Source organism: Photorhabdus sp. RM323S (genome assembly GCF_042879375.1).
GTDB lineage: Bacteria > Pseudomonadota > Gammaproteobacteria > Enterobacterales > Enterobacteriaceae > Photorhabdus > Photorhabdus tasmaniensis.
On sequence record NZ_JBHFKZ010000016.1, the window covers coordinates 1 to 23,130 of the forward strand.

At 43.8% G+C, this 23,130-nt stretch carries 22 protein-coding genes; 5 read left to right on the forward strand and 17 right to left on the reverse strand.

The genetic code is table 11. The features are described from left to right. Positions 1-353: 353 nt before the first annotated feature. The 11 genes from flgL to flgB form a co-directional block, all read right to left on the reverse strand. A complete protein-coding gene (flgL, locus tag ACGF7G_RS09300) occupies positions 354-1,319 on the reverse strand; it encodes a flagellar hook-associated protein FlgL (protein ID WP_387464936.1) in 966 nt (321 codons plus the stop codon). Between the two features lie 80 nt (positions 1,320-1,399). Next, the gene (gene flgK, locus ACGF7G_RS09305) at positions 1,400-3,040 is read right to left on the reverse strand and encodes a flagellar hook-associated protein FlgK (RefSeq protein ID WP_387464937.1); all 1,641 of its coding nucleotides are present in this window, start codon (positions 3,038-3,040) and stop codon (positions 1,400-1,402) included. 130 nt (positions 3,041-3,170) lie between these two features. After that, positions 3,171-4,112 carry a flagellar assembly peptidoglycan hydrolase FlgJ gene (gene flgJ, locus ACGF7G_RS09310; RefSeq protein ID WP_387464938.1) on the reverse strand — a complete coding sequence of 314 codons (942 nt, stop codon included), beginning with the start codon at positions 4,110-4,112 and terminating at the stop codon, positions 3,171-3,173. Next, complete coding sequence (locus tag ACGF7G_RS09315) at positions 4,112-5,221, reverse strand: flagellar basal body P-ring protein FlgI (protein WP_387464939.1); 1,110 nt, start codon at positions 5,219-5,221, stop codon at positions 4,112-4,114. The genes flgJ and ACGF7G_RS09315 overlap by 1 nt, the downstream gene beginning before the upstream one ends. 12 nt (positions 5,222-5,233) lie before the next feature. After that, on the reverse strand, positions 5,234-5,986 hold the full coding sequence (locus ACGF7G_RS09320) for a flagellar basal body L-ring protein FlgH (RefSeq protein WP_387464940.1): 753 nt from the start codon (positions 5,984-5,986) through the stop codon (positions 5,234-5,236). A gap of 72 nt (positions 5,987-6,058) precedes the next feature. After that, positions 6,059-6,841, reverse strand: a complete 783-nt coding sequence (gene flgG, locus ACGF7G_RS09325) for a flagellar basal-body rod protein FlgG (protein ID WP_387464941.1) — start codon at positions 6,839-6,841, stop codon at positions 6,059-6,061. Between the two features lie 24 nt (positions 6,842-6,865). After that, positions 6,866-7,621 carry a flagellar basal body rod protein FlgF gene (locus ACGF7G_RS09330; RefSeq protein WP_387464942.1) on the reverse strand — a complete coding sequence of 252 codons (756 nt, stop codon included), beginning with the start codon at positions 7,619-7,621 and terminating at the stop codon, positions 6,866-6,868. Between the two features lie 18 nt (positions 7,622-7,639). Beyond that, positions 7,640-8,854, reverse strand: coding sequence for a flagellar hook protein FlgE (gene flgE, locus ACGF7G_RS09335; protein ID WP_387464943.1), 1,215 nt, complete (start codon positions 8,852-8,854; stop codon positions 7,640-7,642). Positions 8,855-8,882: 28 nt separating this feature from the next. Next, positions 8,883-9,578 (reverse strand): flagellar hook assembly protein FlgD, encoded by a 696-nt coding sequence (gene flgD / locus ACGF7G_RS09340; RefSeq protein WP_387464944.1) that lies wholly within the window; start codon positions 9,576-9,578, stop codon positions 8,883-8,885. A 12-nt stretch (positions 9,579-9,590) separates the two neighbouring features. Further along, positions 9,591-9,995 carry a flagellar basal body rod protein FlgC gene (flgC, locus tag ACGF7G_RS09345; protein ID WP_133815894.1) on the reverse strand — a complete coding sequence of 135 codons (405 nt, stop codon included), beginning with the start codon at positions 9,993-9,995 and terminating at the stop codon, positions 9,591-9,593. A 5-nt stretch (positions 9,996-10,000) separates the two neighbouring features. Then, positions 10,001-10,414 (reverse strand): flagellar basal body rod protein FlgB, encoded by a 414-nt coding sequence (gene flgB, locus ACGF7G_RS09350; RefSeq protein ID WP_387464945.1) that lies wholly within the window; start codon positions 10,412-10,414, stop codon positions 10,001-10,003. Positions 10,415-10,645: 231 nt separating this feature from the next. Between flgB and flgA the strand changes: the two genes are divergently transcribed. From flgA to ACGF7G_RS09370, 4 genes are all read left to right on the forward strand, one after another. Then, positions 10,646-11,308, forward strand: a complete 663-nt coding sequence (flgA, locus tag ACGF7G_RS09355; RefSeq protein ID WP_242688626.1) for a flagellar basal body P-ring formation chaperone FlgA — start codon at positions 10,646-10,648, stop codon at positions 11,306-11,308. A 125-nt stretch (positions 11,309-11,433) separates the two neighbouring features. Next, the gene (flgM, locus tag ACGF7G_RS09360) at positions 11,434-11,736 is read left to right on the forward strand and encodes a flagellar biosynthesis anti-sigma factor FlgM (RefSeq protein WP_046976502.1); all 303 of its coding nucleotides are present in this window, start codon (positions 11,434-11,436) and stop codon (positions 11,734-11,736) included. Between the two features lie 11 nt (positions 11,737-11,747). Continuing rightward, positions 11,748-12,188: a flagella synthesis protein FlgN gene (locus ACGF7G_RS09365; RefSeq protein ID WP_387464948.1), complete on the forward strand. Its 441-nt coding sequence runs from the start codon at positions 11,748-11,750 to the stop codon at positions 12,186-12,188. Positions 12,189-12,394: 206 nt separating this feature from the next. Next, positions 12,395-13,525 carry a hypothetical protein gene (locus tag ACGF7G_RS09370; RefSeq protein ID WP_387464949.1) on the forward strand — a complete coding sequence of 377 codons (1,131 nt, stop codon included), beginning with the start codon at positions 12,395-12,397 and terminating at the stop codon, positions 13,523-13,525. Positions 13,526-13,965: 440 nt separating this feature from the next. Here ACGF7G_RS09370 and ACGF7G_RS09375 read toward each other — a convergent pair whose 3' ends face one another. From ACGF7G_RS09375 to ACGF7G_RS09395, 5 genes are all read right to left on the reverse strand, one after another. After that, positions 13,966-15,447, reverse strand: a complete 1,482-nt coding sequence (locus ACGF7G_RS09375) for a hypothetical protein (protein WP_387464950.1) — start codon at positions 15,445-15,447, stop codon at positions 13,966-13,968. Between the two features lie 47 nt (positions 15,448-15,494). Beyond that, positions 15,495-16,982 (reverse strand): hypothetical protein, encoded by a 1,488-nt coding sequence (locus ACGF7G_RS09380; protein WP_387465025.1) that lies wholly within the window; start codon positions 16,980-16,982, stop codon positions 15,495-15,497. 73 nt (positions 16,983-17,055) lie between these two features. Next, on the reverse strand, positions 17,056-17,460 hold the full coding sequence (locus ACGF7G_RS09385) for a hypothetical protein (RefSeq protein WP_387464952.1): 405 nt from the start codon (positions 17,458-17,460) through the stop codon (positions 17,056-17,058). 18 nt (positions 17,461-17,478) lie between these two features. Continuing rightward, a complete protein-coding gene (locus ACGF7G_RS09390; RefSeq protein WP_387464953.1) occupies positions 17,479-19,050 on the reverse strand; it encodes a hypothetical protein in 1,572 nt (523 codons plus the stop codon). A gap of 118 nt (positions 19,051-19,168) precedes the next feature. Beyond that, positions 19,169-19,678 (reverse strand): hypothetical protein, encoded by a 510-nt coding sequence (locus tag ACGF7G_RS09395; RefSeq protein ID WP_387464954.1) that lies wholly within the window; start codon positions 19,676-19,678, stop codon positions 19,169-19,171. Positions 19,679-20,541: 863 nt separating this feature from the next. Between ACGF7G_RS09395 and ACGF7G_RS09400 the strand changes: the two genes are divergently transcribed. After that, on the forward strand, positions 20,542-21,636 hold the full coding sequence (locus tag ACGF7G_RS09400; protein WP_387464955.1) for a Fic family protein: 1,095 nt from the start codon (positions 20,542-20,544) through the stop codon (positions 21,634-21,636). 159 nt (positions 21,637-21,795) lie between these two features. On the opposite strand, the gene ACGF7G_RS09405 is transcribed toward ACGF7G_RS09400, so the two are convergent. Beyond that, complete coding sequence (locus ACGF7G_RS09405) at positions 21,796-22,215, reverse strand: hypothetical protein (RefSeq protein ID WP_387464956.1); 420 nt, start codon at positions 22,213-22,215, stop codon at positions 21,796-21,798. Positions 22,216-23,130 lie beyond the last annotated feature (915 nt).

Sequence of the window (23,130 nt, forward strand, 5' to 3'; positions counted from 1 at the left end):
CTAAGATTATCCATCTGCTATCGGTTTGGTTAATACCCTACGAATGGGAGAATAGAAAAGGGAAGAAAGAAAGCACTTATTTTCTTTGAATAACGAAATTTTATTCTGGTCAAAATGAGGATTTTTTGTGGGATATAACAAATAACGATAAGAAATTTAATGGATTAGAATTAACCACATAACACCATTTACTTCTACAAAGCTGTAATTATCAATCTCAGTAAAAACCAATAAGCAACAGCTCAAGCTTATCAGTATAAAAATGAACATTTATATAATAATTAATTATCTGGGATACGTAATGGAAAAGAATCGCTGGCCTAACCCAGCGATTAATTAGCAGAAAAATAGAATTAACGAAATATCTCAAACAACGACATGCCTTTCATATCTGTAAATGTCTTATATGATGCCTGAAGTGTAGCTTGTTGCTGATAATAATTAGAAATCGTCGAGTTCCATTCCACATCGAGCAGCTCACTCAAACGGCTTTTATTTGCCAGGCTACGTTCTGCGCCCAAGCTGTCTAGTTCTCCAATTTCTCTCAGTTGTAAACCCAATACTGATTCCACAGAAGAGATATTATTCAACGCATTACGGGCACCACGGCTTGCCTTATTCAGCAATTCTAATGCATCATCACGGGTTTCTTGATCTGTCCCCTGAAGTGGCGTTCTCAATGACTGAATCGCCAGGTTTATGGTTTTGAATATATCAGATTCACTAGGGCTACCATCCGGCTCTTTTACCGGGTTACTGGTAGAAGAAAGAAATACTTGTTCCCCAGTATGCCCGATAATCATAGAACGGTTGCTATCCACTTTTTGAGTCACTTCCTCATAGCCACCGTTGTAACTGACGACACCACTTTTACTCTCATCAAAAGGTTTCACATCCGTTTTATAGCCGGAAAAAATATAGCGGCCATTACCATCAGTCGAATTACCCAGATTAACCAGCTGTTCTTTAAAACCTTCCAATTGAATAGCCAGTGAGTTGCGGTCTTCATCACTCAAGATACCGTTTACTGTGGCGACAAGGCTTTCATGCACATTTTGTACGACACCAACGGCTTTGGATACGACGCTTAATTGCATAGAAATCGCGTTCTTGGCAAATGAACGGGCGGTCATATATTGCTGATTCTGAGATTCGGCCTGAGCAACCATGATCCCTTGAGATGCCGCCATAGGATCATCAGATGGATTTATCACTCTTTGACCACTGGATAATTGCGCTCCCTGCTGCATCCATTTTGACTGGGCCAAAGTGATACCAATCATTTTCTGTTCATACAATATATTGGTACTTACACGCATGATATCTTTCCTTTCAAGTATTCAGCTAAACGCCCAGGAGGATATCCGGGTATCCTCAGACTATTTTTAATCCACGTTTATCAGCGACGGAGATCTAAAATGGCATTAAACAGTGTTGTAGCTGTCTGGATCACTTGTGCGTTAGCCAGATAATATTGCTGCAAACTCTGCAACGCACCGTACTCTTCATCTATGTTGACACCAGAAACAGATTGCTGTTCTTCATAAAGCTGCTTAGTAATATTGTTCTGAGTTTCTAAATCAACATTGGCAGTGCTGGTCTGGTTACCAATAGTACTGACCATAGAAGCATAAGCACCGGAAAATGAGGCTTTACCATCGACCAATTTTTTGCTTTGCAATTCAGCGAGTTTTTTTACATTGACGTTATCACTTGGCCCGGAGTCTTTAGTGCCGGCGGCAGCAAATTGAGACGCATCAACATTAACTTCCATGCCGCCAATAGCACCGCTGACAGCTCTTAAGGTATATTGGTCATTCTCTATTGCGTTCGTTGAATTAATCTCAACTTTTAGTCCATCAAATTCCAGTGTATTACCCGTCACTTTGGCAGAAATATCCACCTTATCAGAGGCTCGTTGGATTTTCCAATTAGCGCCATCATAGCTAATGTGATAATCACTGGCTTTTACCTCTGAAGTATTTGAATATTCCACTTTGAAATCGGCAGAACCTTTATTTTTGCTGTTGGAAATAACATCCGGGTTATTAAAGGTGAAGAAATCTTTACCCGGTTCACCTTTCAAATCAAAACCAGAACGATGAACCTGATTAAATTGATCGCCTAATACCAATGCTAATTGGTTTAGTTGATTACGGGAATTATCCAGGACTTCACTACGTGCCCGGAATATGCCACCCAATTTACCTTGATTAATGAATTTTTCATTAATTTCAACAACGTCACCAAAACCACGCTCATAACCCAACGTGATACGGCTACTATTTGTATTAGATGAAACAGCATCTACCTTATATGCTGTTGTTCCCTGAACCAGTGTCAACCCACCCGCAAAAGTCACATTATAAGAATCACCATCTTGCTGAGTAACACTCACGCCGACCAGCTTATTCAGATCATTGACCAATTCATCCCGCTGATCCAGTAATGCATTTGGTTCAGCACTACTACCTCCCTTCATTCGGGTAATTTCACCATTCAGTTTGGCAATTTGCTGGGCAACGTCATTGATGGAATCAACAGTGCTAGTGATCCCCTTATTGATATTATTTTCCATATTACGCAGGAAGGTATCTGCACTTTTCAACTGGTTTACCAGCCCCTTCGCCGTACCAATGGTTGTCGTTCTAGCTGCATCGTCTTCAGCATTACTGATAACATTGCGTAAACTGGTAAAAAAGTCATCAATGGTGTTTGAAAGATTATTCGCCTTATCTGCCAGCAAATTATCAATCTTGGAAATTTGCTGAGAATAAGCGATCAATCCACTTTGTTTTTCCTGAGCAGCAGAAAGCTGATTATTAATGAATTCATTATATTGACGGTTAATACTGGTAACAGTAACACCATTTCCCATAAAGCCAATGGATGTCATCGTACCACCATTTTGATTTATCACTGTTGATTGCCGGTTATAACCGGAAACACGGGATTTTGTGAGGTTATTACTCACTGTTCCCAGAGCAATCTGAGCCGCCTGAAGGCCACTCATCGCGGTGTTAATAAGACTGTTGGACATAAATAGATCCTTTTGCGTTTTCGTTATATCTCCGCTGGTGGCGGCAAACAACCCTTCAGATAGGTAAAAACAGCGTCTGAACTGTTATAATTTATCGGCTAACCGCAATAAAACTTGAGCAAAATGTGGATCAGAACAGTTCACTCAAATCGTGGGTATACGCTTTTACCGCCTGCTCTCCAGCGCCTTTCAGCTGTTGAATAACAGAGACCAGTTTTTTCGCATAGCCGGGATCGGTTGCATAACCCGCCTGTTGCAGAGAATAAGCCCCCTGCTCCGGCGTAACCGAACTGGCAACGCTGGCGTAACGGGGGCTTTCTGTCAGTAACTTGACGTAATCTGTAATCGCTTCCACGTAAGAACCATAAACACGGAAGTTATCCTTCATTTTTTGTGGTTCGCCGTTAATATATTCGGTGGTCAGGATATTGGTTACCGGCCCTTTCCAGCTTTTACCCGCTTTAATACCAAACAGATTATGGCTTGGCTTACCATCGGCAGTCATGATTTCTCTTTGCCCCCAACCAGACTCCAGCGCGGCCTGAGCGATAATCAGCAAATGAGGAATACCACTGCGTTGGCTAGCGATTTGCGCGGGAACAGAGAGCGTAGAAACAAAGTTGGTACTGTTCAGGGGGAGTGGCTTAGGTGCAGCCGCAGGTTTCGGCACCGTCCGGCGGATAAATTGCTCAAGCGCCTGTCTTGGCAATGTTTGCAAAATTTCGTTATCCAGTGTCATGGGCACTTTCCCAGCCATTTCACTCGGCGCGATATTGGCGTTAGAAAGCTGCTTTAGCATCATATCAGCAAAACCCAGCCCCTTCTGCGACATATTCTGAGCAATTTGCTGATCGTACATCGAAGTATAAAGGCGTGTCTGTTCACTGTTTAGCATGCCATCTTTAGGCAGAGCCGAACGCATACTTTTCAGCATCATCTCAACAAAGATACCTTCCACTTGTTGGGCTACTTGTCGTAGCCCTTGTTGTGGATCTTTTGCCAGACTGGATTTCAGCGCATTAACCGACTGTACGTCATAAGCAGCACCGGACAGAATTGAAAAATCACTCATCAGATGATCTCCAGTTTCGCCCGCAGACAACCCGCACTTTCCATAGCCTGTAAGATTGACATCAAATCATTAGGTGTAGCCCCCAATGCATTCAGCGCTTGAACAACACTATTCAAACTCGCGCTAGCGTTAACCTTCTGCAACGCACCACCCTGTTCACGGACAGCCACACTGGGATTACGGGTGACAACGGTCGCTCCACCTGCAAATGGGGTATTTGGCTGATTAACAACAACCTGATTATCAACAGTGACAGAAAGATTTCCCTGAGCAACGGCACAACTATCCAGCATAACGTTACGATTCATCACCACCGAGCCGGTGCGGGAGTTAATAATCACTTTGGCGTCACCCACATCAACACGGATAGTCAGGTTCTGCACATGAGAAAGGAATTTAACCTGCTCGCTCTTATCCTTCGGCATACTTAATTGCACGGTGCGGGCATCCAATGGCGTTGCTGTCCCCGCTCCGCGCATACGATTGATCACGTCGCTGATTTGCTGTGCCAGGGAAAAATCTTCGTTATTTAACTGAAGATTAAGTATGCCACTCTCACCAAACTGTGTCGGCAATTCACGCTCAATAACTGCTCCGTTACTAATCCGTCCCCCCGCCAGCTGATTCACTTTAACACTGCTGCCACCAGAACTGGCACCCGCGCCACCAACCAGAATATTGCCCTGAGCCAGAGCGTATATCTGATTATCAATGCCTTTTAGTGGTGTCATCAGCAAAGTACCGCCACGTAAGCTTTTGGCATTGCCCAGAGAAGAAACCACCACATCAATATTCTGTCCGGTACGGCCAAATGGCGGCAATTTTGCCGTTACCATCACAGCCGCTACGTTTTTCAACTGCATATTGGTTCCCGGAGGAACCGTAATCCCCAACTGGGATAACATATTGCTTAAACTCTGGGTGGTAAATGGCGTCTGGGTGGTCTGGTCACCGGTCCCATCCAATCCAACGACCAATCCATAACCAATCAACGCATTTTCACGCACCCCTTGAACCGTCGTCAGATCACGGATACGTTCCGCCGATGCTGGAGTTGTCATCAGCGTCAGCAATACAAGAAGAAGGCTGACAGCAAATTGTTTTATCATAACCATCCCCTTTTAAAACGGTGAGACATTCAAGAAGAAACGCTGTAACCAGCCCATGTTCTGCGCTTCATTGATATAACCATTCCCCACATATTCAATGCGGGCATCAGCGACCTGGTTAGAGCTGACGGTATTATTGGCATTGATAGTCCGGGGGTTAATCACCCCGGAGAAACGGATAAACTCCGTTCCCTGATTGATGGCAATCTGCTTTTCACCAACAACATGTAAGTTGCCGTTTGCCAGTAACTGATCAACCGTCACGGTAATCGTCCCTCTGAATGTGTTGTTGGCATTAGCGCCCCCTTTTCCGCCGAAAGTATTCTCACCTTCCATATCCAGATCGGTTTTATCTCCACCCATTAACCCTTTCAGGAAACGGGGAGTCAATGCGGCGGAAAAAGTCGTTTTCCCGTTACGGCTGGCATTGGCAGAAGAGCTTTTACTGGCGCTGACATTTTCCTGCAAGGTAATCGTCAGGGTATCGCCAATATTTCGTGGGCGGCGATCTTCAAATAACGGCTGATAACCATAATAAACAGGCTGCACTACCTGAAAAATGGCACCATTCGGTACTGGCGCGGTTGCCGCGGAAGGTGCCGCGGTTGTGGCTCCCGCAATCAGAGGTTTTTGCGGGATATAGGCACAGCCCGTGAGTGACAATACCGCCAGTGCTATACTGCAACGCCATTTGTTTGCCGCATTTTTCCGTAAATTGCGGGACTGACAAACAGTGCTGATCTCGGCAACAGCCATTGTATCCATCTTCGATACTCTTAATTTATCTCTGAATAACGGGGAAACAGCGTTCCCCCGTAATTTTGATTGATGATTAGGTTATAACTGAGTCAGTTTTTGCAGCATCTGATCAGAAGTCGACACAGCCTTACTGTTTATGTCATAAGCCCGCTGCGTCTGGATCATGTTGACCAATTCTTCAGCTACATTGACGTTAGATGTTTCCACATATCCCTGATAGAGCAACCCGGCGCCATTGATTCCCGGCGTGTTTTCAGCCGGCACCCCAGAGCTATTTGTCTCCAGATAAAGGTTTTCACCGATACTTTCCAACCCGCTGTCATTGATAAAGGTTGTCAGGGTAAGTTGCCCAACCTGCTGAGGAGCAGATTGGCCCTGCACTTTTACACTGACCAAACCATCACGGCTAATGCCCATTTCTGTGGCGTTATCAGGGATTACGATTGCCGGAGAAATTTGAAAACCACCAACAGTTGTCAGTTGTCCATTCTGATCTATCTGAAATGAGCCATCACGAGTGTAAGCCGTGGTGCCATCGGGTAACTGAACCTGAAAGAATCCCTGCCCTTTAATCGCAACATGTCTGCTGTTATTGGTCTGGGATAAATTCCCCTGGCTGTGCAGACGTTCTGTCGATACTGGACGAACCCCAGTACCTATCTGTAAACCAGAAGGTAAACGGGTTTGTTCCGATGACATAGCCCCCGGTTGGCGAATGTTCTGATAAAGCAGATCTTCAAAAACAGCGCGCTGACGTTTAAAACCATTAGTGCTGACGTTCGCCAGGTTATTGGCAATCACATCCATATTAGTTTGCTGGGCATCCAGCCCAGTTTTAGCAATCCACAATGATCGGATCATCAGTTTTATCCCTCTGTATCTAAATCAACTCATTGATAAGAGCTGATTGGCACGTTGTGCATTTTCATCTGAGCTATGGATAACTTTCATCTGCATTTCAAAGCGACGAGCATTGGTAATCATACTTACCATGCTTTCCACTGGGTTGACGTTACTTCCTTCAAGCACACCAGGCATTAATTTCACCTCATCGCTGGCAGGCAAGACATCACCCTGTAACTCTTGTGCCTGTTCAGTCATGTGGAAAAGGCCATCGTCGCCACGGATCAGCTGACGCTCTTCAGGTTTCACCATTTTCACTCTGCCAAGCAGCCCTAGCTGAGTGGGAGGATCACCGGCAACCAACCCAGAGATAGAACCATCAGCCGCCAGTGTTAATTCAGTCTGTGGTGGAACCTCTATCGGGCCGTTATCACCCACCAGCAGGTTACCCTGAATGGTTAACTGACCTTCCGATGAAATTTGAATATTGCCGTTACGGGTATAAGCCTCAGAGCCATCTTCAAGCTGAACAGCCAGATAGCCCCCCTGCCCAATAGCCACATCAAGCGGACGGGCAGTATAGTTCATCGGCCCCTGACGATGGTCAGAGCCCGGTGTTGAAGCCACAACCAAAGTACGGGTGTTATAGGCAGCCCCTTCAACAGGAACCGCTCGCAATGCAGCCAGTTGTGCCTTAAAACCCGGCGTTGATGCATTTGCCAGATTATTTGCCGTCACCGCCTGATGTTCCAGGGTCTGACGAGCTCCGCCCATTGCGGTATAGATGACATGATCCATAATGCTATCCTGAAACTATCAGCGCAGGCTGACCAGCGTTTGCAGGATCTGATCCTGAGTTTTAATGGTCTGAGCATTGGATTGATAGTTGCGCTGAGTCACAATCATATTGACCAGTTCCTGACTCATATCAACGTTGGATGATTCCAATGTACCACTGTACAATTTACCAAAATTACCTGAGTCAGCAGTCCCCACCACCGGGCTGCCTGAAGTACCGGTTTCTGACCACACATTATTACCCTGCGCAGCCAGCCCTTCCGGGTTAGCAAAGTTAGTCAGTACAATCTGACCAAGCAACTGAGATTGCAGATTGGAATAGGTACCGATAACACGACCATCGTTCTCAATACGGTAGCCAGTAAACTGACCGGCTGTATAACCGTCCTGGGTTGGTTTGATTACGCTGTCAGCATTAATTTTTTGTTGCCGGCTATTGTTAAAATTAATCGTAATATCCGAAGCCAAAGAACCATTCAGTGAAGGAACGTTAAACGTGAACTGGTTATTATCACCAATGATTTTACCGTTACCATCAAATTTCAAAGTTCCGAGTGAAGCTTCTTTAGCACCGGCAACATCCCCATCCCGCGCATAGACTTGCCATTCGTTATCATTGGTTTTTACAAAGAAAACGCTGACACCATGCGGGTTGCCCAGACTGTCGAAAACAGTGATCGTGTTAGGGTAGTTATAAGAGTCTGGCTTGTCTGGGGAGAAAGCTTCCGTTGGTACTTTATGCATCGAATTGAGGTTCACTTGCATCGTCACCGCAGTAGTCGCTTTAGCCACCAACATATCCTGAGATACAGTAATCGCTACCGGGTTAGCGCCCTTTTGAACCTGTGGCGTCCCCCCATTGATACTCACTGCCGGATAGCCAGTCAGTTTCATACCTTGCATATTAACAATGTTACGGTTCTCGTCCATTTTGAACTGGCCGTTACGGGAATAGTAGATCCCGCCATTACTGTCTTGCATACGGAAGAAACCATTTTCCGTGATCGCGAGGTCAAGGGGCCGATTGGTGGTAGTCGTCGTACCATCTTTAAAGTTCTGATTAATACCCGACATTTTTACCCCTAGCCCCACCTGAGAACCGGCAAAGATGTCAGCAAAGGCAGCAGTGCTGGATTTAAAACCATATGTCGCTGCATTAGCGATATTGTTACCTATAACATCCAGATTAGCTGACGCTGCATTCAAACCACTCACTGCTTGTGAAAAAGACATATTACTTCTCCGTTAAAACTCTCGTTTGTTAAAGAATCTGACGCACCTTATCCATCGTGACGGTACCGGCCAGTCCTAAATCTAATTTAGCGCCGTCCTCTCCATGGGTAACGCCATTCACAACAGCGAACGCCAGTGGCTGAAACACTCTCTGCTCGCCTTTATAGCTGGCTGCAATAGTGATTTTATAAGCGCCATCCGCAGCCGTAGTGCTATCTTCTTTTGTGCCATTCCAGGTGAAGTTATGGACCCCCGCTTCCAGCGCACCAATATCAATTTGGCGTACAACAACCCCTTGTTTATCCGTAATGGTCACTTTCACATCATCCGCAGGCCTCTGCAACTCAATACCAAATGGTGTGGTACTGACGCCCTCTTCCTCACTGGAACCCACCAGAATGGTATCCCCAGGGATCATAACGCCCCGTCCAATCAGAGCCGATGCCTGCAAAGACTGGCTGCTATTAATCTGACCAACAATAGAGCCCAGTGTGGTATTGAGCTTTTCAATCCCTTGAACCGTGTTTATCTGCGCCAAATGGGCGGTCAGCTCATTGTTTTTCATCGGGTTGGTTGGGTCCTGATTTTTCATTTGCGTGATCAACAAGTTCATGAAGTTATCACTCAGCTCTTCGCTGTTCTTCTTCTTTGTCTTGCTGTTCGGTGCCATTTCCCCAACGATGGTGTTATCCATTGGTTCATTCATTGCACTGGCAATTCCCATGAGCCGCTCCTGTTACTGACCTAACGTTAATGTTTTTAGCATCATCGACTTAGTTGTATTCAGTACCTCAACGTTGGCCTGATAGCTGCGGGAAGCCGAAATGGTGTTGATCATTTCTCCGACTACATCAACGTTTGGCATACGCACATAGCCTTTTTCATCTGCCAATGGGTGACCTGGCTGATACTCAAGGCGGAAAGGGGTGGGATCATCAACAATTTCACTGACCCGGACACCGCCTGTTTCCTGCCCTACCGGAGCCGCGACACGAAAAACCACCTGTTTCGCCCGATATGGCTGGCCATCAGGCCCCGAAACGCTATCGGCATTCGCCATATTGCTGGCACTGACATTTAACCGTTGGGATTGCGCTGATAATGCCGAACCGGCAATATCAAAAACACTGAGTAAAGACATGGCCTTTATCCTTGCTGTAAAACTGACATCATGCTTTTGACCTGAGCACTGGTCGCCGTCAGTTCAGTCTGATATTTCAGGCTGTTATCCATAAAATTGCCGCGCTCTATATCCATATCCACCGTGTTGCCATCCAGTGCCGCCTGATAAGGCACCCGATACAGCAAATCCATCTCCATTCTCTTTTGAGGCTGAATAGGAATATGCCGATCCGATGTTAGCGTCAGCCCAATCCCGTTTCCGGTGACCCGACCGTGCGCAATGGTTTTTTTCAGTTGTGTGGCGAAATCAATATCCCGCGCCTGATATCCTGGAGTATCCGCATTGGCGATATTCGCGGACAATATTCCCTGCCGCCGTGATCGCAATGACAAAGCTTCCTGCTGAAAATGAAAGGCTGCATCTAATTTATCGAGCATATTCCTCCCTCTGATGTGACTTGGCTGTGTTGTGAACTTTAAATAGCACCGTTCGCGATCGCGAAGTTCGCAGTAAATAGAATAAACGCAGAAAGAAAAGCCTATCGAATGAATAGACGCTAATTGAATTGCTATTTATCCCATTAACCGACATTCAATGCAGGTACACTGTGCGCCACCCAACAGCCGCGGATTTATCTACTTTTTATTGACAGAATAATGAGAGCGAGAATGATGCAAGCTATAAAGATTATCGGGCTATTCACGTTTTTCTTTATGAATTCGATGGCATGGGGAAATAATCTGCCTCAGGCCATAACACATTATTTTCAGCAGATACACCGGGATAATCATCAAAAAGTTTCGGTTGAAATCAGAACGCCAGAACAACAATGGCCTCAGTGTAAATCACCGGAAATTCATCCCTCTGTTGGTGGTCAAAACTGGGGAAATATCTCTTTACCTATCGTATGCCATCAACAACGTAAATTTATTCAGGTCGCTGTCAGCGTTACAGGACATTATTGGGTTACCCGCCGCGCCCTTTCCCGTAATGATGTTTTATCCGAGAAAGATTTTCAGGTTAGAAGCGGATTACTGGAAAAACTACCGAACGATCTGATTGTTAACAAAAATGAAATAAAAAACAGTGTTGCTGTACGCAACATTCCGGCTGGGCAGGCCATCACCCGCAACATGTTGCGTCGCCCATGGGCTGTACGGGCAGGTCAGAATGTGGGGGTCATTGTACAGGGAAAGGGTTTTCAGATACGCAATGAAGGGAAAGCTATTAATAACGCTGCAACTTCTGATAAAGTCAGGGTTCGAATGAATTCAGGACACGTTATAACCGGCCAGGCATTAGAAAACGGCAGTGTAAAAATCATGTTATAAGTTGCTAAAGTTTTCTTTTACTGTGCCGATATAACCAGCAGAGCATGATTTGCAGGTATGCAAATGGCATGTAACCTGCTCCGATCCATAGGTGAACCTATGCCTGGCCATAAAGGATAATGATTATGAGTATCGAACGCACTCAACCCTTATTAGCTATCGCGGCTGTTCAACAGCGACCTACTAATGAAAGCGCCCAAGGCACCCGAAAAACCTCCGGCGTTACGTTAAAAAGCAGTGATGCACAAGTAAAACTAAGCGAAGCACAAACAAAACTGGTTCAGCCGAGCAGCCAGGATATCAACATCCAAAAGGTACAAAAGCTGAAAGAAGCGGTCGCTCAGGGAACCTTAAAAATGAACAGCGGTAAAATCGCAGATGCTCTGCTCAGAGAAGCTGCCGAAAACTTTCCGTATTATAAAAAGTAATTACACCCATTATGGAAGAACTTCAGAAATTACTCGAACAACAAGTTACCTATTTAACCTCGCTGACCCAAACAATAGCGGAAGAACAGCGTATTCTGTGCGAGGGTTTTATTGAAGCACGAGATTTACACCGGGTAACAGAACGAAAAAACTTTCTGTTATCCGCGCTTGGTCATTCAGAACAGCATCGTCTTAATTTAAGCAAAGAATTAAAGACCATCGCGCCTTACGATAAGCAGCCTATGCTCACCACATTGTGGCAACAGATCGGCAAAGCAGCTATCCAGGTTCGTGATTTAAATGCCCATAATGGTCTATTGTTAGCCCAGCATCTTGAGTTAAATAGTAAAGCTATCGCTTTTCTAAAAAGCCACCACAGCCCCTCTCTTTATGGTTCAGACGGCCAAGCTACCCGTCACTCCATGTTTTCCGGCCATAAAGTCCAAGTTTGATTCAGCGCATTACCGCCCATCGCGGTAGTGCCGTTTTTTATTGATTAGCAAAAATCACCATTTTTAAGTCAATGTAACAATTGCAAAACGATAATGTTTTGCGTGTTACGAAAATATATTGCAGAATAGGAATAAACAACAACGGGTATTGACAATACAATTTTTAATTACGCAACGTACGAGTTTCAACTTCAGGAACAATATTGATGCACAAGCAACTAAAAAAAAGAAAATCGAGCGGACAACAGATACCAAAAACGCCTCAGCAACAATTCAAAGCTTACTGGAAGTCCATCGAAAAATACCAATTGAAGATAGCCAAGCTACAACAGCAACAAGATGCGTTGTTCATGCGCTTTCAACAGGAGGTCTTACCGGTAGAGCATCAATATATACAGTCTAGATATGATAAAGCGGCACGGTTGCTTTCATTTGCCGATAAAAAATCGCTGGGGAAAAACCAACGGAGAGAATTATTTTTCTGGATAGAAGAAGAGCTTGCTGAGTTATGTACTTACCCCTTTAACGAAAACCTTGATCTCAATAAGTTGACCGATCACTTTTCCAATCTTCATGCGTTGAAAGAAGAGGAAACTCCAACACCAGAACAGATGGCTGATATCCGGCAGACTCTGGATGAATATTTTGATTTTAATGAAGAAATATCTGATGAAGAATTACTTGATATGATGAAAAATCCTGAAAAAATGCGGGCCACCATAGAACAGCATTTTCAACGGGAATCAGAACATTTCTACGATGAATATGATGCAGAAGATACCGATGATTTCAACCCTGCGGAAGAAGACCAGAGAAAACTGGATGATTTATTTAAATCGCAGGAAGTAAGCCAAATGTATAGAAAAATAGCCAAGGTATTACATCCGGATCGTGAACAGGATTTGGATGAGAAAAAGAAAAAAAACCAGTTGATGGTACAGTTATCAAAAGCCAAGAAAGATAATGATGTCTGGACAATAATAAACATGTACCACAAGTACATTGATCCAACTTTCAGTTTTAACAGCCGGGATATATCCGACATCAATAAGTTGCTAAAAGCACGTATAGATATACTAGCCGATGAGCTTAATCAGCTAAAAAAATCTGATTCGTTACCGGGCATGATTTGGCACACATTGGGAGGTAATACCTCGAAGATAATAGAGGATAACCTCCGTGAACACTGCAAAAAATTGCGGCAAAATATAGCAAACGAAACCCAACTACGCGAAAGCCTGCGTTCACTCACTGTACTAAAAAGCTACCTTGCGGAACGACGTGATACCTTTGAATTTGATCAGGATATTATCGACTATCTTTTCAAGCAACATTGAATCTACTGAGTCTGACGGAAATTTCAGTGGCTTACTCTTCTACCCCCATAAAGTTAATTTTGGGAGTCGTCCACAGGGTACAGGCCGCTGTCCCCATGGTGGCTCAGTAATTTTATAGATATTTTTACATGTCATTTCATCGGTGTTTTTATGAATTATCGTCTACGCTTTGAAAACAGATACTATTATAGTAGTTCAGTGATAATGATTCGTTAGAAACTATATAGTGTCATCTTAATTATATTATTAAAGCAGGTATATTCACATAAAAAGTGGATATCATGAATGACCTATTAAATCAGAGCACGCTATTAACATCATGAATTTGCCTGACAGGCATAAATATCCATTTGATAAAATGCTAGTTTCACAGCTGCAACAGCCTACGTCCGGGCGTAGGTGAAGTGCCGAGGATAATATTCAGTTTAGTCACTATGGTATTATTTAACATTTTCAAAAACATAAACTGCACCGGCTTTGGACGTAGAGTCGACGCTCTCTACCCATGCACCAACGGCCAAACTCGTCCCCGCCTTATTCAGGCCGACACCCCCCCCAAAACCATTTGGATTGCCTGAAGGATTCAAAATCTCAAGAGGTGTTTCCATATTCCACTCATCATTCAGACAGGTATACACATACATCCTGGAAGACGCCCCCACTACCAGACGATCTCCCGCATCATTCAGTTCCAGAGAGCGGCCAAAATATGTTACGCCACTTGCAGGAGCCGAAAACTTAATAGGATTTTCTTTATCCCATATCCCATTCCTGCGCGTATACAGATAAACCTTCCAATCAGCGGGTTTATCATACTTCTCCTCCATCTCCACCGCCAAGCGATCTCCCTCTGCATTCAGGCTAAAAGCATTGCCCACGGATAGATTATCTTCATGGGCATCGAACTTAATGGGGTTTTCTCCATCCCAGATCCCATTTGTGCGTGTATACACATAAAGCGAGGAACCGTTATCACGCGCCGCCAGGCAGTTTCCCGCGGCACTCAGGCGGACAATCCTACCAAACTGATAAGAATCCGAAGGGAGCGGAATCTGAATGGGGTTTTCTCTATCCCAGATCCCATTCTTGCGCATAAATATACGGAACGGAGAGAAGTATTGGCCCCCCGCCACCAGACAGTCTCCTACTGCGCTCAAGCTGACATTCATACCAAAGTATTCACTTGCGCTCGGAAACACAATGGGATTCTTTGTATCCCAGACGCCATTCGTGCGCATATACACACAAACCCTCCCTCGGTTAGCAGTCATCCACGGTACCGGACTTCCCAACGCCAGGCAATCTCCCGCCGCATCCAGGCTGACACTCCATGAAGCTCTATGATCTTCATCTTCATTAACCTCAAGCACAATAGGCTTACTTGTATTCCACTCACCACTCTTCCGGCGCGTATATACATAGACTCTATTAATCATCCCAACCGCTAAACAGTCTCCCACTGCGTTCAGGCTAACAGAAATGCCAAAGCTCTCATCCTTTTTGGGGAAGGGAGAAACAATACGCGTTATCATGGGACGTTTCAAACCCAACACCTGCGTGATTTCCATCCGCTCCCGCCGCGATAAACTGAAAAAATCTGCAAACTGAACCTGCCGATCGACATCAAATTTCAGATGCCCTCCCCCATCAAAAGAGAGTCCGCCTTCTGGCTTAAGTGACAGGGCCAAAGCCCCCTGTTCTGGATTTAACCCGCCAGAATGGTGAGTGTTGAGAGCCAATTTTCCTTTGCCATCTCGTTTCAACCCTGCGGTCTGGCCATCACCTTGAGCGCCATCAATGATTTCATATGCCTTATATGCCTCATCAATTAAGTGGGAAAATGCTTCCGGCATGAGTCGAACACCAAACTTAAAACTCGCTTTCAATGAGTCAACGGTATTAATTTCTTTATCAGTCATCATATTTCCTCAAAAGCCGTATTAGACAGTCACTGTCCTCTGTATGAGCATCATTTGACATTTTCAAAGATGTAGACTGCACCGGCTTCGGACGCAGAACCAACCTTGGCTGAAACTGCACCAACTGCCAAACTCGTCTCCCACCTATTCAAACTGACAGCTTTACCAAAACCATTTAAATTGTCTGAATTGCCTGAGGGGTCCAAAATCTCGATAGGTGTATCCATATTCCACTTATTATTTAGACAGGTATACACATACACTCTGGAAGCCGCCCCCACTACCAGACGGTTTCCCACATCATTCAGTTTGATAGCGCTGCCAAAATACGTTACATCACTTGCAGGAGCCGAAAACTTAATGGGACTTTCTGTATCCCAGATCCCATTCTTGCGCGTATATAGATAAACCTTCCCCGCAGTGGGGACATCATAATCTACCCCCACCGCCAGACGATCTCCCTCTGCATTTAGGCTAAAAATCCGATTAAAACTGGATGAACGATCTTTAGCAGCCATGAACTTAATGGGGTTTTCTGTATCCCAAATCCCATTCGTGCGTGTATACACATAAACCACGTTTATTGGATCATGAGAATAATCAACACCATATCCCGCCAGGCAATTTCCCGAGGCACTCAGACAAACCTTTATAAACGATTTAATCAACTTAAAGGGGTTTTCTGTATCCCAAATCCCATTCGTGCGTGTATATATGTAGGACCAAGAGTCGCCCGCCACCGCCAGACAGTCTCCTGTGGCGCTCAAGCTGACATTGTGACCACCAGCGTATCCACGTTGATCTTCCAGCGGAAACACAATGGGATTTTTGGTATCCCAGACGCCATTTGTGCGCGTATACACACAAGCCTTCACTTTTTTAACACCAATGTAGTATTCCTCCAAGTATCCCACCGCCAGGCAATCTCCTACCGCATTCAAACTGACATCCCAAGAACTACGAGATTGATCTTTATCATCCTCAAACACAGCCGGAGCGCTTATATTCCACTCACCCTTCCGGCCCGTATACACACAGACTTTATTATCCATCCCAACCGCTAAGCAGTCTCCCGCCGCGTTCAGGCTTACAGAAGTGCCAAAATGTTCATTCGCTTTAGGGGAAGGAGAAACCATACGCGCCATCATGGCACGTTTAAAACCCAACAACTGCGTGATCTCCATCCGCTCCCGCCGCGATAAACTGAAGAAATCCGCAAACTGAACCTGACGCTCGGCAGCCAATTTCAGACGCTTTCCTCCATCAAAAGAGAACCCACCTTCTGGATTCAGTGATAGTGCCAAAGCTCCCTGATCAAGGTTCAACCCGCCAGAATGGTGAGCGTTGAGGGCCAGTTTTCCTTTGTCATCTCGTTCCAGCCCTGCGGTCGGACCATCCCCCTTACCGCCATCAATGATTTCATATGCCTTATATGCCTCATCAATCAAATGGGAAAATGCTTCAGGCGCAGGCGGAACACCGGACTTAAAACTCGCTTTTAATGAGTCAGCAGTACTAATTTCTTTATCAGTCATAATATGTCCTCAAAAGCCGTATTAGACAGTCACTGTCATCGGTTTCTGTTCAGGGAAATTTAACCCCTCCACCCAATTATTGAGAATGCGTACTGCCAGCATTCAATAACAACCCGGCAATTTGTTTCCTCGTCTCCTCAGGAAGCAATTTAAAAGCTTGTGCCGAAACCGCTACAGTACCATCCACCGACAGCACCCCGGATTTATCCAACATCAATCCCCCGCCGAGCTGTAGCTTTAACGCAAGCCCCTCCGGTGCCAACGCAATGCCATCACCAGTCTTAACCACCAAACGGTTGTCGATAACCTGCAACCCAACTCCCGGATGATAAGCCTGATCACCCTCCTGCCAACCAAAAAGCTGTCGCCACAACGTGGCCCAATCAATTAGTGAATAAAATGCCGCCTCAGTCGGGATCTTGCCAGGGGCGAAGTGGGCACTAAGCCGGCTGACCGTTTCATCTGTTATCTCTTTCGCCATCGTTTTTTCCTCATTTAGCTAGTCGTAAAGGTAAACTTTCCCTTCTCCACTCTTCCAGCCACTGGCACCAATCGCCAACGTATTGCCATCACCACTAAAGCAAACACTGGCACCAAATTTATGGTTTGATTCTCCATCCACTGCCAGTAATTTGCCCTGCATAATCCATTGTTCATCCTGATAACTAAACCACCATCCTGCACCGGTTTGCACACCTGTGTTATCTTTACCAACAGGTGTTGACACCACCAGCACCTGACCGTCGCCACTCAAAGACAGCTCGCTGCCAAACCTTTCCCCGACAGTCACCGCTTCTCTCAGTATCCCCATTTCTTGCCATGCATTACTGTAACGCTGGTACAAATAGACCGCACCAACATTGCTTTTCTCTCCCGGGCACCCCACCGCCAAAATATCTCCGCTATCGTTCAGGCTGAGACTGGCGCCAAAGCTATCACTGCTGTTGAGTGAAGGAAAATTCAGCGAACTGAGTGGCGGTCGCGGCTGCCAATATTCCCCGTGACGATGAAATAGCGTCACTTCACCGTTATTACCATTACGCCCGGTTGCCGCCACTGCCAAGGTTGAACCATCCGCACTCAAACTAAGTTTGCCGCCAAACATATCGCCCTGTGACGGAGAAGATAAGGTCAGACGCTCACCAAGCTGTGACCATTTCTTCCCGTCATACTGATAAAGATACACTGCGCCGCAGTTAGTCAATGAACCCGATCTCCAGCCATAAGAACCTACCGCTAATAGTGTGCCATCAGCGCTCAAGCCCACAGCGCAACCGAAATGCTGCTGAACATTCGCCTCACTAAGCCAAAGTTTGGCAGATTTCTCCCACGCGCCATTTGCCAATCTGCGATAAACGAACACTGAACCATGCCCACCATCACTGTTTCGGTTATCAATACCCACCGCGAGAACATTACCATTTCGATTCAGACTTAACGCTCTGCCGCTATAACCACTAACGTAATCAGCGAATTGCTGCCGCCAACCGTTATCGGTATAAGAAAATAGATATACAGGTTCCTTTCCTTCCGCCCCACTAAGCGCGATAGTTTTCCCATCACCGCTAACACTGACAACAGCGCCAAGGTTTTTATTGTTACCGTTGACCGGCAAGTCAAACGCGGGCAACTGCACCTTACTAGCTGCCATCTCCCCAGCATGAATCAGCCAGCGGTAAAGTTCTCTTTGTTGTTCCTGCGTAAAACTCTCAAACAATTCCAGAGACAATTTAAACTCGGGGCGTAATCCCAATTCGCCATTAATAAACTGTAAGCCGCTGCTCTTATCAATATTGACAGCAATTTCACGGTTTTCCCCGATATGTACCCCTTCACCGGGATTCACTAAAAGTAAATTCACTTCATCCAGATCTCGGTTCAATCCTGCCCCTGGATTATTGTCGGGCTGATCAGCGTCCAGCCCGGCTAAACGCCGACCTTCCGCCGCTATTTGCACCAATTGAGTATAATTTTCACTTTTCGGCAGGGAATATAATTTAAACCAGGATTTAACCTCCTCTTTATTCAACAGATTATTCTTGCTGGATGTCGATGTCTTGTTGTGAGCCATTTAATACCTCCAATGCAGAATGACAGATAAGTTAACGTTGTCACACGCCGTTCTATTCTTTTACTTTCGGGATAAACAATATTCTGGCTTTATCCCTCTCTTGATATTTCTCTTCATTCTAATTGGCCGCTTTATCGTTAAATTTTGCCGAATCGTCCGGCATGGCGATATGTTTAACCCCCGAACCGGGCATTCCTTCTCTGGGTACAAACAGCACCTCTGCGGCTTTTAGCTGCTCGTAGTCTTTCTTACTCCAGAAGAGTTCTCCATCGGCAAACTTCGCCAAATCATCGGGTGTGGCAACATGTTTAATTCCCACACCACGTATTTTTTCTGCGGGTATAAACAACACCCTCACAGCGTCCATCTGTTCGTAGGTCTTCTCATTCCAGTAGTATTCTTCATCGACAAACTTCGCCAAATTATCGGGAGTAGCGATATGTTTAATACTCAGACCAGGTAGCGCTTCTCCTGCTGGCGTAAACAATACCTCTGCAATTTTCATCTGCTCATAGGTTTCTTTATTCCAGAAGAGGGCTTGATCGGCAAACTTCACCAAATCATCGGGTGTGGCAACATGTATCACGACAATATCTTCTTCCTGATGTAGCGGCGATTCAATGGACATAATGTTTTCCTCATCAGAAACCCATTCTTAGTTACCCTGCGATTTGAAACGATTTAACTTCGCTTATTACCTCAGGTACGCTACCGCCCTCGAAAAATATGTTCCCGATAACACTTATTTAATATTTAACTTGACTCTGTCACTGGTTTTTCGTAAGGCACAACCTGATATAATTAAGCATTGTGGAAAAGTGAATTTTTGCCAGTTATTTGATAAAAAATTAATTACTTTTTTTTCAAAAAATTTCACATGAAAAAATATCGATTAAATAATATTTTTCTCATCATTATTATCGCAACAACCATAAATTTAATTAATTTTAAATCAAATTATTAAAAATTTATTGAAAAGACACCAAAGAATTGAAAACACACTAAAATAGCATTCATTTAACATAATCATTTTATTTTTATAAAATAAAAATATTTCATTTTAATCATTAAGGAAAACCGCGCATATATTTAAATAATATCAAAATAATAATTACCCACATTAAATAATTAAGAATTTGAAAATGATAAAACAACAGATAATAAAAACTGTTTTTTGTCTGTCAGCACGGTTTTAAAATCTGGGAAAAAGGACATACGCATCAGGTAAAAACTTTAATCAATAAAAATAACGGGCGGATTCGACTAATAAAAAACAAATGTTAAAAGCGATAAAAACAATCGTTAAAACTTTATACCGATTAAATCCAGAAGTCAGGGCAGGTCTAAAAATGTGAGATCTCTCCCTGCCCTCCATCAAGGTCAATAAGGCCTTAATTACCTTAAAAAAACCGTAAATGAGTCAAATAAAATTAACATTCGACTCATTTAGTGAGTAGAATAGAAGTCTTATTTGACTCACAGGTGAAATCAATGTGGATATGGGAACAACATAATTGGCCTGAATTCCATTGGAATGCCGACGTTACTGCACCATTACTACGAAACGTGCATTTCAACCAAGGATTGTTGTTAGGCAAATCTGAGTATGAAGACACCAAACAAGCAACGCTTGATAGCCTGCTATCCAGCATAATCTATTCCAGCGAAATTGAAGGTGAGAGATTAAACGCGGCTTCTGTACGCTCATCATTGGCGAACAGGTTGGGCATCACAGAAGAAAAACCTTATCCAACAACAGAAAGAACTGACGGCATTACCGAGGTCGCCCTTGATGTGATAGAAAACAGTGAATCCGATCTGACCCTTGAGCGTATCCTCAGGTGGCATCAGTTGATGTTCCCCGCAGGATATACCCTGTTCAATCCGATACAGGGAGGTCAGTTACGCGAAGGGGGGATAGAAGTGGTATCCGGTCGTCTGGATAAACCGACTGTTCACCTTGAAGCGCCACCACCGGAAAGAGTTGTCGCCGAAGTACTTCAATTTATAAAATGGTTCAATCAATCCCGAACAGATGCCAGTCTCGATCCCATCATTAGGGCGGCAATTGCTCATTTATGGTTTGTGACAATCCACCCCTTAGAAGACGGAAACGGCCGCGTTACCCGATTTTTAACAGACCTTGCACTTGCTCAAGCCGAAAACCGCTCAATCCGTTTCTACGCAATGTCAGTCAGTATTTGTGAGTATCGTAAGATGTATTACGAAACCCTTGAAAGCACTCAGAGAGGCAGTTTGGATATTACCGCCTGGATAGTTTGGTTTTTGAAAATACTGAATGAAACCTTAGCAAACAAACTGAAAGAAATTAATCGGGTTGTATTAAAAGCTAAGTTTTGGCAGCAGATAGATCAGCCCCAATTGACTAAAGAACAGGCAAAAGTATTAAACCGTATGCTGGACGGTGATTTTGAGCAGGGTATTAACAACAGCCAATATCAAAAAGTGGCGAAGGTAAGTCGCCCCACGGCAACAAGACATTTAGCACATTTGGTTGAGCTAGGCTGTTTAAAAAGCACCGGCGCTGGCGGTCGTAGCACCCGTTACATTCTCAATTACATTTGAATTTATCCGGGATGATGGGATTAATAATATGGAGCATGAGAGTTACCGCACGTTTTGTTTAAGATTTCGACATCTATATCAAAACCGGTAACTCTCAATCTTTCAAATTCCTGTATCAGATCAAGTCGCGCCGAATACATATTAAACTAACTTAATCGATTATTTTCCAAATATCTTGGTCTTGGCCGGTATTGCATTTGAGAATTTTGTACCACTCCAGTCTATCTGATTAGGGGGTATACCGAACTTTTTCCATGTCAAATTAACGGGTACTCCAAGTATGCATGCAGCAATAAATCGATGCTGACCATCCAATATGTGGGTAAGCCCTGTCTGGTTATTACGCCAAACAACGATTGAGATTGGATTTCCCTTGGTTTTGAAGCTTTCTATTTTTTCATCGACAACTTTTTGAAAAACTTCTGCCTGAGCGGGTAGTGGTGCTGAATTTCCAATATCATTTCGTCCTACAGGGCTGCCTTTTAATATTGATGTGTCATATGCGTTCTCATTCCCTTTTAGTTGAGGTCCGTTTTCTGTTTTTCCTGATGTTACGGATTTTAACATATTTTTATACATATTTAACTCTCATCCTTTTGAATTGTTTAGAGCGGCAAATATTACTGAATTTTATTTTTTCGTCACCAAATTTGGTGTGTTATTTTTTATCTTTCCTTTATCATTCTTTTATTCAATATTCGACTATTTAGCCCGTTCTTTATTATTCTTACTCAGTATAACTTGATCTATTTTTGAACTATTTCGAAAATTTTTTAATAGCAGCTACGGATATAATATTATCATTCACGAATTTCAAATAAAAATCATATCGTAAATAAATAACATATAGATCAATCCATTTATGTTTAAATTTATATCAAGATGAAAAAATCAATATAAATATATGATTAAACAAACAATTATCTTAAACTCAAATTAATTTATTAGAATTCTATTCCGCTATAATAACACCTATACCATTTATCTCAACAATTGCACTATGGATTGATTTGTTAATATTTTACAAAGAGCATCTAATGTCTTGGATTCTTCTGTTACCCAACTCATACAGCACCAATAAATATTTATATAATCAATATGTTATATCAGATCCTTGGACTTGTGTGTAATCTTAAAGAGATTAATATCAACGATGACTTCACATATACTATATGGCGCACTTAAATATGATATTCATTGAGGCCGATATTTTACTGAGGACTATAAGGCGTTATTAAGTGACGATGCATATCGTGATTTTCAGTAATATTTTGCAGATAATCCTATTGATATAGATGTTATTTTATAAAAAATACACAAAGGACGATCTGGGTGAATCAGAGAGGAAAATCCTGAGAGACTTAAATGAGGTTTACTTCATAAACTACGATTTTTATTTTTAACCAACCTGCTCCGGCAGGTTTTTTATGACTAAAAACGACTATTACTGTCGAGAGATGATTATAGCAGGCCATTTTGGAATAAAATGGTCTG

What these genes read in the sequence shown, in the direction of transcription:
- flgL (WP_387464936.1), bottom strand. Translation starts at nt 1,319, where the DNA reads ATGCGTGTAAGTACCAATATATTGTATGAACAGAAAATGATTGGTATC.
- flgK (WP_387464937.1), bottom strand. Translation starts at nt 3,040, where the DNA reads ATGTCCAACAGTCTTATTAACACCGCGATGAGTGGCCTTCAGGCGGCT.
- flgJ (WP_387464938.1), bottom strand. Translation starts at nt 4,112, where the DNA reads ATGAGTGATTTTTCAATTCTGTCCGGTGCTGCTTATGACGTACAGTCG.
- ACGF7G_RS09315 (WP_387464939.1), bottom strand. Translation starts at nt 5,221, where the DNA reads ATGATAAAACAATTTGCTGTCAGCCTTCTTCTTGTATTGCTGACGCTG.
- ACGF7G_RS09320 (WP_387464940.1), bottom strand. Translation starts at nt 5,986, where the DNA reads ATGGATACAATGGCTGTTGCCGAGATCAGCACTGTTTGTCAGTCCCGC.
- flgG (WP_387464941.1), bottom strand. Translation starts at nt 6,841, where the DNA reads ATGATCCGATCATTGTGGATTGCTAAAACTGGGCTGGATGCCCAGCAA.
- ACGF7G_RS09330 (WP_387464942.1), bottom strand. Translation starts at nt 7,621, where the DNA reads ATGGATCATGTCATCTATACCGCAATGGGCGGAGCTCGTCAGACCCTG.
- flgE (WP_387464943.1), bottom strand. Translation starts at nt 8,854, where the DNA reads ATGTCTTTTTCACAAGCAGTGAGTGGTTTGAATGCAGCGTCAGCTAAT.
- flgD (WP_387464944.1), bottom strand. Translation starts at nt 9,578, where the DNA reads ATGGGAATTGCCAGTGCAATGAATGAACCAATGGATAACACCATCGTT.
- flgC (WP_133815894.1), bottom strand. Translation starts at nt 9,995, where the DNA reads ATGTCTTTACTCAGTGTTTTTGATATTGCCGGTTCGGCATTATCAGCG.
- flgB (WP_387464945.1), bottom strand. Translation starts at nt 10,414, where the DNA reads ATGCTCGATAAATTAGATGCAGCCTTTCATTTTCAGCAGGAAGCTTTG.
- flgA (WP_242688626.1), top strand. Translation starts at nt 10,646, where the DNA reads ATGATGCAAGCTATAAAGATTATCGGGCTATTCACGTTTTTCTTTATG.
- flgM (WP_046976502.1), top strand. Translation starts at nt 11,434, where the DNA reads ATGAGTATCGAACGCACTCAACCCTTATTAGCTATCGCGGCTGTTCAA.
- ACGF7G_RS09365 (WP_387464948.1), top strand. Translation starts at nt 11,748, where the DNA reads ATGGAAGAACTTCAGAAATTACTCGAACAACAAGTTACCTATTTAACC.
- ACGF7G_RS09370 (WP_387464949.1), top strand. Translation starts at nt 12,395, where the DNA reads ATGCACAAGCAACTAAAAAAAAGAAAATCGAGCGGACAACAGATACCA.
- ACGF7G_RS09375 (WP_387464950.1), bottom strand. Translation starts at nt 15,447, where the DNA reads ATGATGACTGATAAAGAAATTAATACCGTTGACTCATTGAAAGCGAGT.
- ACGF7G_RS09385 (WP_387464952.1), bottom strand. Translation starts at nt 17,460, where the DNA reads ATGGCGAAAGAGATAACAGATGAAACGGTCAGCCGGCTTAGTGCCCAC.
- ACGF7G_RS09390 (WP_387464953.1), bottom strand. Translation starts at nt 19,050, where the DNA reads ATGGCTCACAACAAGACATCGACATCCAGCAAGAATAATCTGTTGAAT.
- ACGF7G_RS09395 (WP_387464954.1), bottom strand. Translation starts at nt 19,678, where the DNA reads ATGTCCATTGAATCGCCGCTACATCAGGAAGAAGATATTGTCGTGATA.
- ACGF7G_RS09400 (WP_387464955.1), top strand. Translation starts at nt 20,542, where the DNA reads ATGTGGATATGGGAACAACATAATTGGCCTGAATTCCATTGGAATGCC.
- ACGF7G_RS09405 (WP_387464956.1), bottom strand. Translation starts at nt 22,215, where the DNA reads ATGTATAAAAATATGTTAAAATCCGTAACATCAGGAAAAACAGAAAAC.